Genomic DNA, 17,188 nt, shown 5'->3' on the forward strand with positions numbered 1-17,188 from the left:
GGACATGTCCTCCGCCTCCATCGCCTGTCGCCAACATCCCCGGGAGCTCGCCGGTTGGCAGTGCCAGTCCTGCGGCGCATCCCTGTGCCCGGAGTGCGCCGTGGGGCGCCGCGTCCAGACGGTGGAGCTGGTGGGGTGCGGCCTGTGCGGAGGCGACACGGAGGTGCTCCACCTCCACCGCGACGTGGTGCCCTTCACCCGTCGGCTGCGCAAGGCCTGGCGCTACCCCTTCTCCGCCGCGGGCCTGCAGTTGCTCGTCGCGCTGAGCATCTTCCTGGGCATGGTGGGGTGGCTGGCGGAGAACTCCTTCCTCGTCATGCGGCCGCCGCTCATCGCCTTCTATGGCGGCCTGTTCTGGGCGACCTTCTTCGGGCTCGTGCGCGAGACGGCGCGCGGCGACACGTCGCTCGACATCCCGGACTTCAGCGACATCTTCCGTGACGCGCTGCTGCCCGGCCTGCGCGGCCTGCTGGTGTTCCTGGTGGCCGGGTTGCCGTCGCTCGTCTACGGGCTGTGGGCACACCCGGGTGGCAGCGCGAAGCTGGACATGTTCGCGTGGTTCATCCAGTGGCGGATGCCGCCGGGGCTGACGGCGGACCCCGTGTTCTGGCTGCTCGTGGGGGTGGGCTGTCTGTGGCTGCCCATGGGGCTGTTGCTCGCGGCGTCGGAGCACCCCGTCTCGCACATGCTCAACCCGGCCATGGTGCTGCGGCTGGCGCGCGGCCTGGGCTCCGACTACCTGGTGGCCTGCGCCGCGCTCGCGGGGCTGCTCGTCGTCCATGGCGCCGCGCACGTGCTCGCGGTGGCCGTGCGCGCGCTGGGCCTGGTCTTCATCTCCCGCTTCCTCGCGGAGGCCATCACGCTGGTGGTGCCCTTCCTGGCGGCGCACGTGCTGGGCCTCTTGCTGTACGTGCGCGGAGACCGCGTGGGCTACGGCGAGCCGAGCGACTACGTGGCGCCCGTGCTGGGGAACGCCCAGCCCAGCCGGGGGTCCGCCCCGCTGGGGGGAGCCGGCGTGCAGCGGGACACTCCCGCGCGGGAAGCGGAGTCCCCCGGAGAGGAAACACCCGGCGCACCCGTGGGCGCCGACGAGCGGCTCGCCGCCCTCGCGCTGGCGGTGGGTGGGCGCGACGTGGCCCGGGCGCTGGAGCTGTATGCCGCGCTGGAGCAACTGCCCGCCGCGAGGGTGCCCTCCGAGCACCACCTGTTCATCGGCCAGGCCGCGGCGGTGGAAGGAAACTTCCCACTGGCTGTCACCGCGCTGGAACGCGCCGCGGACGTGGCACCGGATTCGCCCACCGCGCCCAGGGCGCTCGTCATGCTGGCGCGCGTGCTGGGTGAGCGGATGAATGACGCGGCGCGCGCGGAGGAGGTCTACCAGTACGTGCAACACCGCTATCCGGATACCCAGGCCGCGAGATTCGCGAGCGAGCGCAGCCGGCCCCGGCCTGATTGAACCGGGCATTGCCGCGCGCGGGCATCGGCATCACCTTCCCGTGCATGATTCGGGCGTGTGGATGGGTGGGTGGGCTCCTCGGACTCGGCATGTTGCTGTCCGGCTGTGACGACGCGCCTCGCATGTCGCGAGGCCATGACGAGTGCGAGACGACGCTGATGGCCGTGCGCGTGGCCGTCGTCTCCGCGGACGGCGCCCGCGTGCGCGGCGCCACCGTCACCGCCACCAACGTGGCCTCCAACGTCAGCATCTCCGGCGTCACCGGCTCCGACGGCGTCACCACCGCCGTCAACGAGACGCTGGCGCCCAGCCCGGTGCGAGTCACGGCCACCGCCGGCTCCAAGGTGTCCCCCGCCTCCCACGTGGAGTGGGTGTGTGACACCTGCAACTGCGTCCCCGAGCCGTCCGAATTGACCCTGGAGTTGAGCCCCTGACAGGCCCTCGGGCCTCCAACTTCCCGGACATCTCACGGATTTCCATGTGAGATGGCACCGCAGAGGTTGTGTTCGGCCGGTCCGATGCGGTACGGCTTGGAGCCATGCGTCAGACCCGCATGCTCGCCACCTCCCCCCTCTTCCTCGTCCTCGGAGCCTCCCAGCGTGCGGGCGCTCCCGTGTGTACGGCGGTGGGGACGTGTTGTGGCGGGAGCCGCGTTCCCCCCCTGGGGAGCCCCGCGTGGCGTCCTACCGTTCCGGTAGCTCTTCGGGTCCGCCAGCATGTCCATCGATAGCCGGGAGCAGTGGCTCCAGTGCGCGCTCGGCGAGCTGACCGAGCGCTTCGTCAACCAGGCACACCCCATCCCCTCGGGCCTGCTGGAGGCGCTGGACGCGGACCCGCGTCGAGGCGCCCAGTCCCTGGCGCGGCGCATCCGCGCGAGGCAGGAGCGCAACCGCTCGGAGGGCCAGCGGCTGCGGCACCTGCTGCGCTTCGAGACGGAGCTGTGGGAGCAGGGGCTCGTGCACGTGGCGGGGGTGGACGAGGCGGGCATGGCGCCGCTCGCGGGCCCCGTCGTGGCGGCCGCCGCGGTGCTGCCCAGGAGCTACCGGCTCAAGGGCCTGGACGACTCCAAGAAGGTGCTGGACGCGCAGAAGCGCGAGGCGCTGGCGGAGTCGCTCAAGCGCGACGTCGTCGCCTGGGCGGTGGGCCGGGCGGAGGTCGAGGAGATCGACCAGCTCAACATCTACCACGCGGGGCTGTTGGCCATGCGCCGCGCGGTGGAGGGGCTGGGGCTCAAGCCCGACTACGTGTTGGTGGATGCGCGGACGATTCCGCAGTGCCCGGCGCCGCAGCGAGGAATCATCAAGGGTGACTCGCTCTCGATGAGCATCGCCGCGGCGTCCATCCTGGCCAAGACGACGCGCGACCGGCTGATGGCGGAGCTGGACCAACGCTACCCGGGCTACGGCCTGGCCGACCACAAGGGTTACCCGACGGCGCGCCACGTCCAGGCGCTGCGGGAGAAGGGAGTGCTGCCCATCCACCGACGCAGCTTCGGTCCGGTGAAGGAGGTGCTCGGGCTGGTGGAGCCCGGTGAGCCGTCCCCTGCTCAGGCGGAGCTGTTCCGCGTGGAGCCCATCGCGACGACGAGGCGCAAGTCATGAGCACGGACCGAGACATCGACGGTTGGCTGTCGGAGCGGGGCATCACCCTCACGGACGCGAAGCTGCGCGCGCGAGCGGTGCTGGAGGAGGCGGGCCTCACCCGTCCCGGCAAGGCGCGGATGAGCGAGCCCAAGCTGCTCAAGGCGGCCCAGGTGCTGGACGGGCGGTTCTTCCCCGTGTGCTCGGATGGGGCGTGCGTGAAGGTGGCCCAGGCGAGCGGCCGGGAGCCCTTGCGCGTGGAGCCTCGCAGCCACTGCGCCAGGTGCGGGGGTTCGGCGAACCACCGGGCGGAGGTGGCCTTCGTGGAGACGTGTCAACGGCTCGGCGTGAGCAAGGTGGTGGTGGTGGGAGGCTCGCCCGCGGTGCGCGAGGAGCTGGAGTCGAAGCTCGGGCCGCACATCGACCTGCGCATGGTGGACGGCACGGAGCGGCGCACGTCGGACCGGGCCCGCAGTGACTTGGAGTGGGCGGACCTGGTGCTGGTGTGGGGCGCCACGGAGCTGCACCACAAGGTGAGCGGGCACTACACGCATGGAGGCCCGGCCTACAGTCGCAAGGTCGTCCACGTGGTGCGTCGGGGAGTGGCCGCGCTGCTCGAGGAGGGCATGACGCACCTGGAGCGGGCACGCTGAACCGCCAACAGTGCCGCACGGAGCCCTTGCCCCGTGCGGCCGGCGCCGTCAGTCTTCCGGGATGAAGACCGAGCTCATCCTGCTGCGGCACGGCGAGACGGAGTGGAACGCGAAGGGGCTCTTGCAGGGCCACCAGGACAGCCCGCTGAGCCCCGAGGGCGTGCGGCAGGCGGACGCGCTCGCGGCGCGGCTGGTGACGGTGTCCTTCAGCGCGCTGTATTGCAGTGATCTGGGCCGGGCGGTGCAGACGGCGAGGCGCATCGCCGCGCGCACGGGGCACGACGTGCGCCCGGATGCCCGGCTGCGCGAGCGGGGGCTGGGCGTCCTGGAGGGGCTCACCCGCGAGGAGGCGAGCCGCCGTCACCCGGAGGTCTTCGGCGCGTACGCCACCAACGCCCCGGACTTCGTCGTCCCCGGTGGGGAGAGCACGTCCCAGCGGCTGGGCCACGCGGTGGAGTGCCTGGGCGAGGTCGGCACCCGCCATGCGGGCGAGCGCGTGGTGGTGGTGATGCACGGCGGCGTGCTGAGCAGCTTCTTCCGCCACAGCCTGGGCATTCCGCCGGCCACGCCCCGCGCCTTCTCGGTGCTCAACGCGTGTTGGAACCAGTTCGACTACCACCAGGGCGCGTTCCGCCTGGTGACGTGGGGCGACATCACCCACCTCAAGGAGCTGAGCGCGGACGACTCCTCCGCGCGCTGAGGAGATCTCCGCACGCCTCGGAGGTGTCGCGCGACCTGACCGCCACGCGGCACCCGGACGCAGTGGAAGGCGCGCGGCGCCTCATCAGCACGGGGCCTCGCGCCCTCCACGCGCCAAGATGCGGGCGGTGGAAGGTGCGCTGCGCCTCATCAGCACGGGGCCTCGCGCCCTCCACACGCAACGACGCGGGCTCTCGACGAGGGGAGCGTCAGCCCAGGACCGCGCCCTGCGCCCTCCAACTGGAACGGCGCGGGGCCTCGTTGACGCGTCAGACCTCGGCGCGCTTGCCCGACTCGGCGCGCGCGGTGCGCAGGGGGCTCTGCTGCGGCGCCTCCACGAACTCGCGCGCCTCCGCCACCGCGCGCAGCACCACCTCGGCGCCGAGCTTCATCTGCTCCACCGAGTGCGACGACATCACCTGCATGCGGAAGCGAGACTCGCGGATGCGCACCGCGGGGTACTCCACCATGTTGGGGAACACGCCGCGCTCGAACACGAGCCTGCCCGCGACCCTCGCGACCTTCGGGTCGCCCACCGGTACGGGCACCACGTTGGAGGGCTCCCCCAGACACTTCACCCCGCCCTCGGCGAACGCGGCGCGCAGCGCGAGGATGTTCTCCATCGCCTTCGCGCGCAGCACCTCGCCCTCGTCCGAGCGGACGATGCGCAATGACTCGAGCGCCACCGCCGCCTGCACCGGAAGGATGGCATTGGAGAAGATGTGCGGCCCGCCCATGACCCGCACGAACTGGCGCACCGCCGGCGAGCGCGTCGCCACGAAGCCACCGTTCGACGAGAACGTCTTGGAGAACGAGCCCACCACCAGGTCCACCTTCCCCAACAGCCCCTGCGCGCCCAGGCTGCCCGTGCCGCGAGGGCCCAGCGCGCCCAGATCATGCGCCACGTCCACCAGCAGCGTCGCGCCGAACTCGTGGCAGAGGTTCTGCAGCTCCTCGATGCGAGGAATGTCCGAGTCCATGGAGAACAGGCCCTCGGTGACCACGAGGATGCCATTGGCCGTGTCGTGGGCGCGCAGTTCCTGGAGCTTGCGGCGCATCGCGCGGTTGCTCAGGTGCGGCACCCGGCTCACCTTCTGCGTCGCCGCGCTGGCGCCCTGCTGGAGGCTCGCGTGCGACAGCGCGTCCAGCACCACGTGGTCCTCCGGACGCACCAGCCCCGCGATGGCGCCGAAGCCCGCGCCCCACCCCGTCGCGAACAGCGCCACGTACGGCATCTCCAGATGCTCTCCGAGCGCCTGCTCCAGTTGGAGTCCCGGCGTCGTGTTGCCACCGAACATCCCGGAGCCGGCGCTGTGCACGCCGTAGTCCCGGATGGACCGATGCGCCGCCTCGACCACCGCTGGATGCGTGGACAATGACAGATAGTCCTGCGAGCCGAAGTTCACCCCGTGCCGCGCCACCCCACCCTCGCTGCGCACGCCACACTCAGCGGTCGGCGCGCCCTCCAGGCTGCGCGAGTACGGCCACAATCCTGTCTGTCGCCGTGACTCCTGCCATTGGAAGAACGCCTCCGTCCGAGCCAGCAGATCAGGGCCGGTCGGATGCGTGTAATTGGCGATGAAATGGGTGAACAACGGCGAATCGAGCTGATCGCGTAGATTCATGAACACATCCGAGGGGGAGGGGGAACGACGCTGGAACAGGACCTGGCACGTCGCGCTCGGGGGGTGAGCGCGGCCTTTAATGCCCCTGTATCTTTCCAGTGTCAACAACTCCTCAACACCCGGATATTTCGAATTATGAGTGCGGACCAACCTTCATACGTTGGGTGAAATCCGATTGCGTTTCAAACCCTCGGAGTCCTGTCGTTGTAACACGACGTGACACATCCATCTTGAGAAGCGGAGGGCCCATGGGACCCTCCGCGCCTCCATGCGCTACTCGTCGTTCTGCTGGAGCGCCGCGAGGACATTGAGGTCCTCGAGCGTGGTGGTGTCTCCCGATGCCTGCTTGCCCGCGGCGACGTCGCGCAGGAGCCGCCGCATGATCTTCCCGGAGCGTGTCTTGGGTAGCGCCTCCGCGAAGCGGATCTCATCCGGCCGCGCGATGGCGCCAATCTCCTTGGAGACGTGCTGGGCCAATTCCTTCTTCAGCTCCGGTGAGGGCACGTTGCCCTGCTTGAGCGTGACGAAGGCCACGAGCGCGGTGCCCTTGAGGTCATCGGGGCGGCCCACGACGGCGGCCTCGGACACGAGCTTGTGGGCGACGAGCGCGCTCTCCACCTCGGCGGTGCCAAGCCGGTGGCCCGCGACATTGACGACGTCGTCCACGCGGCCCATCAGCCAGAAGTAGCCGTCCATGTCCGTGCGCGCGCCGTCGCCGGTGAAGTACTTGCCGGGCAGCTCGCTGAAGTACGTTCGCACGTAGCGGTCCGGGTCGCCGTACACGGTGCGCAGCATGGAGGGCCACGGCCTCGTGACGAAGAGCAGGCCGCCCTGCCCCTTCGGCACCGCGTTGCCCGCGCGGTCCAGGATCTCCGCGTGGATGCCGGGCAGCGGCAGCGTGGCCGAGCCGGGCTTGGTGGGCGTCGCGCCCGGCAGCGGCGAAATCATGATGCCGCCCGTCTCCGTCTGCCACCACGTGTCCACGACGGGGCAGCGGCCCTGACCGATGACGTCGCGGTACCACATCCACGCCTCGGGGTTGATGGGCTCGCCCACGCTGCCCAGCAGGCGCAGCGAGGACAGGTTCTTCTTGCGCGGGTGCTCGTCGCCCAATCGCATGAAGGCGCGGATGGCCGTGGGCGCGGTGTAGAGGATGGTGGCCCTGTAGCGCTCGATGATGTCCCAGAAGCGGTCCGGCCCCGGGTGCGTGGGCGCGCCCTCGTAGATGACGGTGGTGGCGCCGTTCATCAGCGGCCCGTAGACGACGTAGCTGTGGCCCGTCACCCAGCCCACGTCGGCGGTGCACCAGTAGACGTCATCCTCGCGCAAGTCGAACACCCAGCGCGTGGTGAGCGAGGCGACCACCGCGTAGCCCGCCGTGGTGTGCAGCACGCCCTTGGGCTTCCCGGTGGAGCCGGACGTGTAGAGGATGAACAGCGGGTGCTCGCTCTCCACCCACTCCGGCTCGCACGTGTCGGACTGGCCGTTGACCAGCATGTCCCACGCCACCATGCGCGGGTCGGTGAGCGCCAGCGCGTCTCCCGTGCGGCGCGCCACCACGACCTTCTCCACGCTGGGCATGTTCTTCAGCGCGGCCTCCACGTTCTTGAGCAGCGGCACCACCGCGCCCTTGCGCCAGCCGCCGTCCGCGGTGAGCACCACCTTGGCGCCCGCGTCCTTCATGCGCTCCTGGAGCGCCTCCGCGGAGAAGCCGCCGAACACCACCGAGTGCACCGCGCCGATGCGCGCGCACGCCAGCATCGCCATCGCGGCCTCGGGCACCATGGGCAGGTAGATGCCCACGCGGTCCCCCTTCTTGACGCCCAGGGACTTCAGCCCGTTGGCCAGCCGGTTCACCTCGACGGCGAGCTGCCCGTACGTGAGGGTGCGCCGGTCTCCGGGCTCACCCTCGAAGAGGATGGCGGGCTTGTCGCGGCGCGTGGCCAGGTGCCGGTCCAGACAGTTGTAGGCCAGGTTGGTGCGCCCCTCGACGAACCAGCGCGCGTGTGGCGGCTTCCAGTCGAGCACCGTCTGGAAGGGCTCCTTCCAGTAGAGCTCCTCGCGAGCGCGCTCGCCCCAGTACTTGTCCGGATCTCGAGCGGCCTCGTCCCACAGCCGCTGGTAGTCCTCCATGCTCTTCAGGTGAGCACACTGGGAGAACTCCTGGGGCGGTGGGAAGACGCGGGTCTCGGTCAGGACCGAGGAGATTTCTTGCTGCGTTTCAGCCATGGGCTCCTCCGCAGAGTGGGCGACAACCCCTCTGTTCTAGGAACCCCGGAGGCCGGGCTCAAGCACGCTATTCGCAGCGATTCGCTTCCTTGACGGCTTCAAAACGCATCCACAGCTCGCACGCGCACTCGGCGGGCCGCTGCTCGGACGCGTAGCGCACCCGCATCGCCCCGTCGAAGCGCGTCTCGCACTGCGTCGTCGCGTCGATGTGGATGCTGGCTTCATCCAGCAGACAGTCCACCCCGCGCACGGGCGTGGCGGCGTTGATGGTGGTGCCGTCGATGGCGAAGTCATCGCCCTCGGCGAGGAAGTAGCCGATGAGCTGCGTGTCGAGCAGCCCGAAGTTCAGGCGCACCACGCGGCCGGTGACCTGCAGGCTGCCGCGGAACAAGTCGCGGTTGGCGTCGTAGAGGCCGCAGTCGTCGCGGAAGATCTCCACGGGAGTGAACTCGTAGTCGCCCGCTTCCTGGACGAAGGGCAGGCAGCCCGACATGGCGCTCACGAGGAGGGCGGGCACGAGCAGGCGGAAGCGTCTCGGGGTGGACACGGGGCGCACCATACCCCACGAATGCATCGAGTGCAGTGCGCTCGTGGCGGTCGGGGTTAGAGTGGCCCCCATGCCCGAATACCGCAACCCCAAGCCCACCGTGGACTGCATCATCGAGCTGGCCGGTGGACGCATCGTCCTCATCCGCCGCGCGAACCCGCCCATCGGCTGGGCGCTGCCGGGGGGATTCGTGGACGAGGGCGAGCCCCTGGACGCGGCGGCCATCCGGGAGGTCAAGGAGGAGACCGGGCTGGAGGTGAAGCTGGTGGAGCAGTTCTTCACGTACTCGGACCCGAAGAGGGACCCGCGGCAGCACACGCTGTCGACGGTGTACATCGGCACGGCGGACGGTGAGCCGAAGGGCTCGGATGACGCGGCGGAGGCCCGCACGTTCGCGCTGGACGCGCTGCCGTCGGACCTGTGCTTCGACCACGGCACCATCCTCTCCGACTACCGGACGTACAAGCAGACCGGGCAGCGGCGGAAGCTGTAGGGAGCGCCGTCCAGGATGCACTACGCGCTCGTCCTGCTGGCCCTCGGAGGGCTGTTGGCCCTGCATGAGCTGGGGCACCTCGTCGCCGCGCGGCTGCTCGGGGTGCGGGTGCCCCGCTTCGTGTTCGGCTTCGGTCCGCCCATGGCGTCCTTCCGGTTGGGGGGGACGCAGTTCGTCGTGGGCGCGGTGCCGCTGGGCGCCACGGTGCACATCCAGGGGATGAATCCCCACCGCTCGGAGGTCGCGGAGGCCGCGAGCTTCCGGACGCTGGGGCCCCTGCGGCGCGCGCTCATCATCCTGGCGGGGCCGCTGTCCAACTACCTGTTCGCGCTGGGCGTGCTGTTCGCGCTCTACACGTCGGGCACCCACGTCGTGGTGCCGCTGACGGTGGGCACGGTGCGGCCGGGCTCGGAGGCGGCGCGGGCGCAGTTGCTGCCCGGGGACCGCATCGACTCGGTGAACGGTCAGGCGCTGCGCAGCTGGACGGAGTTCGTGGAGAAGGTGGCGGTGGGCGTGGGCAGCACGCTGGAGCTGCGGGTGGACCGGCACGGCGAGCAGCGCACGGTGACGGTGCGACCGCGCGCGGACGAGCGTGGCGAGGGACGCATCGGCGTGAGCCAGCAGTACGTGTACCGCACGCATGCGCCGGGCGAGGCGCTGAGGCACGCGACGGTGCACACGATGAACCTCGCGGCCGAGGGCGTGACGATGTTCACGCGGCTGGCGAAGGGAGAACAGGCGCGGGGTGGACCGACGGGCCCCGGGGCGCTGGTGCGGCAGGAGTCGTCCGATGCGGCGTCGTCGGGGCTGGACTCGGTGCTGCGGGCGCTGGTGGCCGCGTCGCTGGCGCTCGCGCTGCTGACCTTGCTGCCGATTCCGGGGCTGGATGGCGGGCGCGTCGTGCTGTTGCTGGTGGAGGCGGTGAGTGGTCGCAAGCTGCCGCCTCGCGTGGAGACGGTGGCGCAGACGGTGGGGTTCCTCGCGAGCGCGACGGTCATCGTCGCGGTGGCGTTCGCGGAGATTCGCGGGGCGCTCCCCGAGCGGTTCAGGTCGGAGTCCGCGTCACCCGCGACGACGGGACCCGGTGGCACCACGGCCGGAGCGCCCCCCACGACGGGAGCGAGTGCACCTCCCATCGGAGCGTCCTCGGGAGCGACGGCCCCTGGCGGCGGCGCACCCGCGGGAACGGCGCTTCCCACGACCGCGACACCGGGCGGCACGGGCCCTGGAGGACCTGTGGCTCCGCCTGTCGCCAGCTCGGGAGCAGCAGCTGCGACGGGAACCAAGGCAGCACCCGCTGCGCCAACGCCAGTGACAGGCGCACCGGCAGGAGTTGATTCGCGCGGCGTGACGGTCCCCGCCTCCGGAGCGGCGAGCGCGCTCAATCCAGCCGGGAGCAGCGGCGGGGGCGCATCCCCCACAACGAGCGCGCCGCCACCCACGGGCTCCGCGACGACCACGAACGCGGGAGCCGCGGCAACGCCCGCCACGACAGCCGGGGCGACGGACACACCCGCGAACAGCGCGACGCCAGCAGGTGCGCCGTCGGGCCTTCCGACGACCACGCCTGCGCCACACGGCGCGGACGCACAAACACCCGCGGCGAGCCCATCGTCCACGCCTCCTCCCGCGAGCCCTCCACCCACGACGCCACCTCCGCCACCCGCCGAGTCCGGAACGAAGGACGCCCCCTCCTCCGACGGTCCCTCGGTGATGGGCAGGACGACAGCCTGAAATCCCCTGCCCCGGAACCCGCGCGGGGAACCGCGAGCCTCCCCTGGTTGTCGGGCAAGCGGGCGGACGCTTCCTGTCCACCTGTGGGCTTCCGGGCCCGATGATGCGGCCGACAGGCGGCGGGACGCATATGCTTACGCGCGAGATGAGCACCAAGGCCAAGGCGGACGGCGGGCTGTACTTCGAACTGTACTGGGGCGAGAACCTGGCCGAGGCCTGGAGCTACGGGCGCGAGCAGACGCGGGTCCACGCCGCGCCGGATGAGAAGGCGCCCCTGCCCCTCTACGGCTTCACCCTCCCGGAAGAGCCATTCCTCATGGCCGAGCGCACCGAGCGCGGCTGGCGCATCCACCTGCCCCCCAAGGTCCAGGTCGAGCACAAGCAGCGCGGAGACGCCTTCGCCGCCCTCCCTGGCTCCCAGCTCGTCCAGGACCAGGGCCGCGCCTCCGTGACGCTCGCGGACGGCATGACGCTGCGCCTCACCGAGGGACAGCTGTCCCTGCTCGTCCAGGCCTCCGTCGTGAAGGAGCGCGTCGGCCCCCTCCAGTGGAAGGACATGGGCTGGCTCGCCATCGTCGGCCTGCTCTTCCTGAGCCTGCCCGTGGGCTTCCTCATCGCGGGCCCCACGCCCGAGCGCGCCGCCGAGTCCAACGCCCGCGCCCTCCAGCTCGCCGCCGAGAAGGAGGCCGCGCGTCGCAAGGCCATGGGCCTGGACACCCCCATGCGCCCCATCACCGATGCCGAGCGCGAGCAGCAGCAAGCGGCGGACGCGGGCCCCGAGGTCAACATCCCCGCCAGCTTCCGGATGCGCTGACGAAGGCCTCACGGCCCCAGGCCGACCCACACCTCCCCATCCTCGAAGAACTCCTTCTTCCAGATGGGCACGTCCTGCTTGAGCCGCTCGATGGCGTGCTCACAGCCCCGGAAGGCCTCCTTGCGATGCGGCGCCGCGGCGGCGATGACCACCGCCAGCTCCCCCGGCACCAGCACGCCCACGCGGTGCACGATGGCCAGCCGCACGCCCGGCCATGACGTCGCGGCCTCCGCGCCAATCTCCGCCAGCTTCTTCTCGGCCATCGGCGCGTAGGCCTCGTACTCCAGCCGCAACACGCGCCGCCCCTTCGTCGCGTCGCGCACCGAGCCGCTGAAGGTGACGAGCCCGCCGTACGCCTCGCCCCCCACCGCCTCCACCACCTCCGCCAACCGCAGCGGCCGCTCCAACACGCGGAACAGCCCCGGCGAGCCACCCGCCACGGGAGGAATCAACGCCACCTCCGCGCCCGCCCGCACCGGCGCCTCCGCGCCCACGAACTCCTGGTCCACCGCCACGCGCAGGTGCGGCAGCAACGGAGCAAGCCCCGGATGCGCCGCCGCGAGCAGTTGGAGAACCACCTCCACCGTCGCGCCCTCGGGCACCTCCACGCGCTCCCGGGCCGTCCCCGCGCGCTCCCTCGCGGCGGCGAAGTACAGCACGGTGACAGCGCCGCCCGGGCTCACTTCCACTCCTGTCCCGCGCGAGCGTTCTCCCTCAATCGCAGACTCCCCTTCAGCCGCGCGCCGCCCTCGGCCAGCGAGAAGTCCAGGAAGCCCGAGTCCAGCGGCGTGAAGCCCTCCAGCACCGCCTTGATGAGCGCCTGCGCCGACGCCAGTCGCTCCGCGGGCACGCCCGGCAGCGACTCCTGCGCATCCAGCTCCGCGCGCAGCCGCCCCAGGTCCGCCATCACCGACAGGTGCCCCGCGCCGAACGCCTCACCGCCGAAGCGCTCGCGCAGCGACTTGCCGACATCGCCGCGAGGACGCCCCTCCAAAGGCTCACCGGCGATCAACGTGGCGCGCTCGGGGCCGATGCGAAGCTGCACCGGCTGCCCCCACAGGAGCGTCTTGTAGAGCCGGCCGCCGGGAATCTTCTCCATCGCGAAGCGCAGCGACGAGCCCTGCGCGCGCTCATCGAGCAGCCGCAGCACCGGCTCCACGGAGGTGAGGCCCGCGTCGATGAGGACGGTGCCCCGAGGCTCGGGCCGCTGGTTGCGCACGAAGTTCCGCAGGAAGCCCGGTGCATCGAAGTACACCAGCATCGCGACGTCACCACGCAGCGCCTTCAACAGCGCCTCCGCGTCCAGTCCCCGCGCGCGCCACCGCTCCACCATCCGCTCGCGACGCGGCGAGCCCGGCGCGCCGAACGCCAGCTTCGCCAGCTCCTCGGGGGGCACGGAGAGCTGCGCGGCGGCCACCGGCCCCAACCCGCTCTCCGCCATCAGCGCGGAAGGCGGCGCGCTCGCGCCCTGCAACAGCGGCCGCGTGGACGACAGGAACCCATCCAGCGACACGTGCTCGGGGCGCACCGTCATCGAGGCGAAGAAGCCCCGCACCGGACCCTCCTCCTCACCCTCGTCGAGCCTCGGTGCGCCCGTGTACAGGTAGACATTCCCCTCGCCCACCTTGGGACGCAGCTCGTTGAGCAGCGCCACCTCGGACATCCCGGGCCCCGTCAGCTCCGTCACCGCCCGACGCACCAACTGCACGTCCGCGACGGCCGGCCGCGGCGGCTCCACCGCGAGCACCTCCAGCGGCACGCCCTCCTCCCCCTCCTCGTCGTCCTCCGCCTCCGGCCCGTCGGGAATCGCCAGGTACAGGTAGCCCCGATCAACGAACAGCAGCATCGGCTCGCTGCCATCCTGCGGCACCACGCGCATGGCGCCATCATCGGTGGGCATCACCTGGTGGCCGGAGCTCTCCAGCTCGCTCGCCACCGCGGACATCGCCGCGTCGGGCTCCGTGATGCCCAGCACCGCCACCACGCCGTCGAACTCCGGCAGGATGAACAGGCCGAAGCCCTCCTCGGGGTCCACGACGCTCGAGCCCTGCGTCAGGCTCTGCAACACGATCGACACCAGGGGTGCCTCGCGCAGCGCCTCCTCCGCCTCCTCGGGGCCGATGAGTCGCTCGTGGAAGTCCACCAGCGGCTCCACGTTGCCCTGCAGCCGGGGCATCCACAGCACCGTCTGCGCGTCTCCCGGCACCGCGCGCAGCAACGGGCGCGGCACCACGGTGAGCCGCACGCGCCCCACCTCCTGGCCCTCGTGCAGCGCGCGCACGGTGTACGCGCCGGGCCGGGCGAAGGCGTGCGACAGCTGGGCGCCCTGCTTCGCGGGAGTCCCGTCGCCGACATCCCAGGAGAGGGCCTGCGCGCCCTTCTCCCCGGAGCCCAGCGTCACGGGCACGCCCGTCTCCACCGTGCGGTCCTCCCCCAGGTCCGTGCGCACCGCTCGCCGACAGCCGGGGCCCGTCAGGCCCACGGCGGTCAACAGGAGGAACAGCGTGACGGACCGACGGACGGAGCGCGGGGAGTGCGGCATGAGCCGCTAATAGTCCAGCGCGAGTCCGAACATCCAGCGCCGGCTGGACAAGTTCAGCCCCTTCCCTCCGAAATCGTCCACATCCGCGTAGGTGTACTCGGCGAACAGGTAGCTGTGGTTCACCCCCAGCCCCGAGTCGAAGTCGCGAGCGAAGCGCGGCTGCAGCACGTCCAGCAGGAACGCCAGGCCCGCCGTGCCGCCCCAGCCCCACTTGCCGCCCTTGCCGGTGACGCCGCCGGAGACCTCGGTGTCGCTGCCCTTCGTCACCCACCAGGGCGAGTAGATGAGGCCCAGCTTGCCGTACGGCACCAGCGGGATGCCCCACTCGAAGGCCGCGTAGTCGAACTTGTAGAAGAGGTTGAACGCGAGCGGCACCACCTTGATGGCCGTGCGCTCCGCCGCGTCTCCACCGCCGTCCGCCAGCTTCGCCGCGCCGTACTTCTCGCCGTAGCCCGCCGACACGCCGACGCCCGCGGTGCCGATGCCCTGGTAGAAGTAGCGCTGGAACTCCAGCTCCACGAGCAGCAGCGACGAGTCGCCGAAGGTGTCCTTGTAGGGCGTGCCCCCCAGGCCCTTCTCCTCGTCGATGAGCGGCTTGTAGCCCCCCAGGCGGAAGATGATGCCGCCGGTGCGGGGGGACTCGACCAGATCCGGAGACACCACGCCTGCGTCCTGCGCCCACGCGGGCAGCGCGGCGAACGCCACGGCCACACCCAGGCCCCATGCCCGACTCATGACTGCTTCCTCCTCGACACCGTCCAGAAGCCCAGGGCCGCCACCACGGCGCCCACGGCAAGTCCGCCACCTCCCGCCCCACACCCGCCCGTCTCCGCGCCCTGCGCGCCCCGGTACGCCGCCCAGAAGCCATTGCTCGCGATGGGAGTCCCCGTCGCCAGCGGCGACGGCTCGCTCTGGTTGCCCGCCTTGTCCAGCGCGAACACCCGCACGCCGTACTCCACGCCGTTCTCCAGGTTGTCCATGCGGAACAGCGTGTTCGACGACGTCTGCTCCTTGGAGCGCACCACGTCGCCCGCGGTGGTGCTGCCACCATCCTCACCCGCCACCAGCTTCACCACCTCCACCTTCATCTGCGACGAGTCGCTCGGCGCCGTCACGTCCACGCTCAGCGCGGTGTCCAGGCCCGTCACCGTCGGCAGGATGGGCGCCGCGGGAGGCTTGGGGTCCAAGGTCAGGGTGATGGCCGGCGTGCCCACGCTCGTCGCGGTCGCCTCGCACGTCGTCCCGGTGCTGTTGAACGGCCGCACGGACGCGCACAGCTTGAAGCTCTTGTTCTCCGTCTGGGCCTCGCACGTCTGGCCCGCCTTGGTGAGCGCCTCGCTGACGTTCAGGCTCACCGTGCCCGTCGTCACCGACGAGGACCGCTCGATCTCCTCCAGCGTCACCTCGCTCGAGCTCGGTGTGTCCGAGCACGTGTCCGGGGACAGCCAGATGTAGAGCGTGTCGCACTGGTTGGTCGCCTGACGTTGCCAGGTGACCTGGGTGACCTTGGCGCAGTCGGCCTTGGAGACGACGATTTCGTTGCCCTGGCTTCCCGAGACCGAGAAGGTCACGGTCTGCCCCAGGGCGGTCGACGCGGAGAGCAAAAGCAAGGCGAGTGTGAGGCGCATGGGTAGCCGGACGCTAGCAAGCGGGGGGCCACACACAACGCCTTCCGACAGGCCCTTTTTCGGACGTTTCGAGCCGACCTGGCGCGCCAAACAGGCAGGGCGGCCCCCACGGCCGTGCCAATTTGTCAGACGGGACGCTCGACCAGCTTCAGGCCGGCCTCCACCAGGTTGAGGGCGGCGCCCCGGGTGGCGTTGTCCACCGCGGCGAAGAGCGTCACCCACTCGGGGGCCTGGGGGAAGGCGCGCACCCGGCCCACGTGCACCGTGGGGTCCGACGTGACGAGCATGGGCATGGGGTAGATGCGCTCGCCAGGGGCGTCCAGCACCTTGAGGGCCGGGGACGTCTTGAGCGCGGCGCGCACCTGCTCCACCGGGCCCGCCTTCTTGAGCTGCACGTGGAGCGACAGGCCGTGGCCGTAGAAGCTGGGCACCTGCACCGCGGTGCCGGCCAGCACCGGCGCCTCGCCCCGGGACGCGAACAGGCGCGCGGCCTCCAGCGTCCAGCCCGCCTCCTCCTCCGTCCAGGGCGAGTTCACCATGAAGCCGCCCACCTGCGGCACCAGGTTGAAGCCCACGCGGTGGGGGAACGCGTGCGGCTCCGGCTCGCGCCCGGACAACAGGTCCGCGGTCTGCTTCTCCAGCTCCGCCACGCCGCGCACGCCCGCGCTGGACACCCCCATCATCGCCGTCACCTGCGTGCGCACCACGCCGAAGGCCCTGCGCAAGGGCTCCACCACGTGCACCGCCGCGGTGGTGACGGCGCCCGGCAGGCACACCACCCGCCCCTTCGTCACCTGCGCCAGCGCCTCCGTGTTGAAGCCCGGCAGCACCAGGGGCACGTTGCCGTCGCTCCGGAACGCGGAGCTGATGTCCACCACCCACGCGCCGGAGGCCTGCGCCGCGGGCGCCAGCGTGCGCGACACCTCCGCGGGCGTGGCCAGCAGCACCAGCCCCACGCCGCGGAAGACGTCCGGCGCGGCGCGCTCCACCTCGATGGAGTCCTCGCCGTACTCCACCTCCAGGCCCTTCGAGCGCTCGGAGCCGAAGGCGCGCACCTGCTCGGCGGGCACGTCCCGCGCGTACAACGCGGCCAGCACCTCGCGGCCCACCACGCCGGTGGCACCCACCACGGCAATCTGCAAGTCGTTCTTCATGACGCGTCCTCGTGCGTGCGTGACTCCTCCAGGC

General features: G+C 71.2%; 16 protein-coding genes. 8 read left to right on the plus strand and 8 right to left on the minus strand.

The features are described from left to right. The first annotated feature begins 4 nt into the window (after positions 1 to 4). The 5 genes from OWM54_RS05160 to OWM54_RS05180 all read left to right on the plus strand — a co-directional run bounded on the left by OWM54_RS05160 (position 5) and on the right by OWM54_RS05180 (position 4,389). Entirely contained in the window at positions 5 to 1,456 is a 1,452-nt protein-coding gene (locus OWM54_RS05160; RefSeq protein ID WP_267696770.1) for a hypothetical protein, read from the plus strand. Between the two features lie 65 nt (positions 1,457 to 1,521). Then, a complete protein-coding gene (locus OWM54_RS05165; protein ID WP_223746700.1) occupies positions 1,522 to 1,890 on the plus strand; it encodes a carboxypeptidase-like regulatory domain-containing protein in 369 nt (122 codons plus the stop codon). A gap of 282 nt (positions 1,891 to 2,172) precedes the next feature. Beyond that, entirely contained in the window at positions 2,173 to 3,057 is an 885-nt protein-coding gene (locus OWM54_RS05170) for a ribonuclease HII (protein ID WP_223746699.1), read from the plus strand. Then, positions 3,054 to 3,689: a hypothetical protein gene (locus OWM54_RS05175; protein ID WP_267696771.1), complete on the plus strand. Its 636-nt coding sequence runs from the start codon at positions 3,054 to 3,056 to the stop codon at positions 3,687 to 3,689. The genes OWM54_RS05170 and OWM54_RS05175 overlap by 4 nt, the downstream gene beginning before the upstream one ends. 61 nt (positions 3,690 to 3,750) lie before the next feature. After that, on the plus strand, positions 3,751 to 4,389 hold the full coding sequence (locus OWM54_RS05180) for a histidine phosphatase family protein (RefSeq protein ID WP_223783054.1): 639 nt from the start codon (positions 3,751 to 3,753) through the stop codon (positions 4,387 to 4,389). A 268-nt stretch (positions 4,390 to 4,657) separates the two neighbouring features. Here OWM54_RS05180 and OWM54_RS05185 read toward each other — a convergent pair whose 3' ends face one another. The 3 genes from OWM54_RS05185 to OWM54_RS05195 form a co-directional block, all read right to left on the minus strand. After that, positions 4,658 to 6,013, minus strand: coding sequence for an aminotransferase class I/II-fold pyridoxal phosphate-dependent enzyme (locus OWM54_RS05185; protein WP_223746697.1), 1,356 nt, complete (start codon positions 6,011 to 6,013; stop codon positions 4,658 to 4,660). Between the two features lie 273 nt (positions 6,014 to 6,286). Then, a complete protein-coding gene (acs, locus tag OWM54_RS05190; protein WP_267696772.1) occupies positions 6,287 to 8,242 on the minus strand; it encodes an acetate--CoA ligase in 1,956 nt (651 codons plus the stop codon). Positions 8,243 to 8,309: 67 nt separating this feature from the next. Beyond that, entirely contained in the window at positions 8,310 to 8,789 is a 480-nt protein-coding gene (locus OWM54_RS05195) for a hypothetical protein (protein ID WP_223746695.1), read from the minus strand. 70 nt (positions 8,790 to 8,859) lie between these two features. On the opposite strand from OWM54_RS05195, the gene OWM54_RS05200 reads away from it, so the two are divergent. The 3 genes from OWM54_RS05200 (at position 8,860) to OWM54_RS05210 (ending at position 11,830) form a co-directional block, all read left to right on the plus strand. Beyond that, a complete protein-coding gene (locus OWM54_RS05200; protein ID WP_223746694.1) occupies positions 8,860 to 9,282 on the plus strand; it encodes an NUDIX domain-containing protein in 423 nt (140 codons plus the stop codon). Between the two features lie 15 nt (positions 9,283 to 9,297). Next, complete coding sequence (locus OWM54_RS05205; RefSeq protein WP_267696773.1) at positions 9,298 to 11,016, plus strand: M50 family metallopeptidase; 1,719 nt, start codon at positions 9,298 to 9,300, stop codon at positions 11,014 to 11,016. Positions 11,017 to 11,146: 130 nt separating this feature from the next. Next, a complete protein-coding gene (locus tag OWM54_RS05210) occupies positions 11,147 to 11,830 on the plus strand; it encodes a hypothetical protein (RefSeq protein WP_267696775.1) in 684 nt (227 codons plus the stop codon). An 8-nt stretch (positions 11,831 to 11,838) separates the two neighbouring features. Here the strand turns inward: OWM54_RS05210 and moaD are convergent, their stop codons facing one another. From moaD to OWM54_RS05235, 5 genes are all read right to left on the minus strand, one after another. Beyond that, on the minus strand, positions 11,839 to 12,513 hold the full coding sequence (gene moaD / locus OWM54_RS05215; protein ID WP_267696777.1) for a molybdopterin converting factor subunit 1: 675 nt from the start codon (positions 12,511 to 12,513) through the stop codon (positions 11,839 to 11,841). Further along, on the minus strand, positions 12,510 to 14,372 hold the full coding sequence (locus OWM54_RS05220) for a PKD domain-containing protein (protein WP_267696778.1): 1,863 nt from the start codon (positions 14,370 to 14,372) through the stop codon (positions 12,510 to 12,512). The genes moaD and OWM54_RS05220 overlap by 4 nt, the downstream gene beginning before the upstream one ends. Positions 14,373 to 14,378: 6 nt before the next feature. Next, positions 14,379 to 15,107, minus strand: coding sequence for an MXAN_2562 family outer membrane beta-barrel protein (locus tag OWM54_RS05225; RefSeq protein WP_223746690.1), 729 nt, complete (start codon positions 15,105 to 15,107; stop codon positions 14,379 to 14,381). After that, positions 15,104 to 16,000 carry an MXAN_2561 family MXYO-CTERM-anchored protein gene (locus OWM54_RS05230; protein ID WP_255652794.1) on the minus strand — a complete coding sequence of 299 codons (897 nt, stop codon included), beginning with the start codon at positions 15,998 to 16,000 and terminating at the stop codon, positions 15,104 to 15,106. The genes OWM54_RS05225 and OWM54_RS05230 overlap by 4 nt, the downstream gene beginning before the upstream one ends. Positions 16,001 to 16,125: 125 nt before the next feature. Then, positions 16,126 to 17,154 (minus strand): aspartate-semialdehyde dehydrogenase, encoded by a 1,029-nt coding sequence (locus tag OWM54_RS05235; protein WP_223746688.1) that lies wholly within the window; start codon positions 17,152 to 17,154, stop codon positions 16,126 to 16,128. Positions 17,155 to 17,188 lie beyond the last annotated feature (34 nt).

The sequence above is a fragment of the Myxococcus sp. MISCRS1 genome (genome assembly GCF_026626605.1).
GTDB classification, from domain to species: Bacteria; Myxococcota; Myxococcia; order Myxococcales; family Myxococcaceae; genus Myxococcus; species Myxococcus fulvus.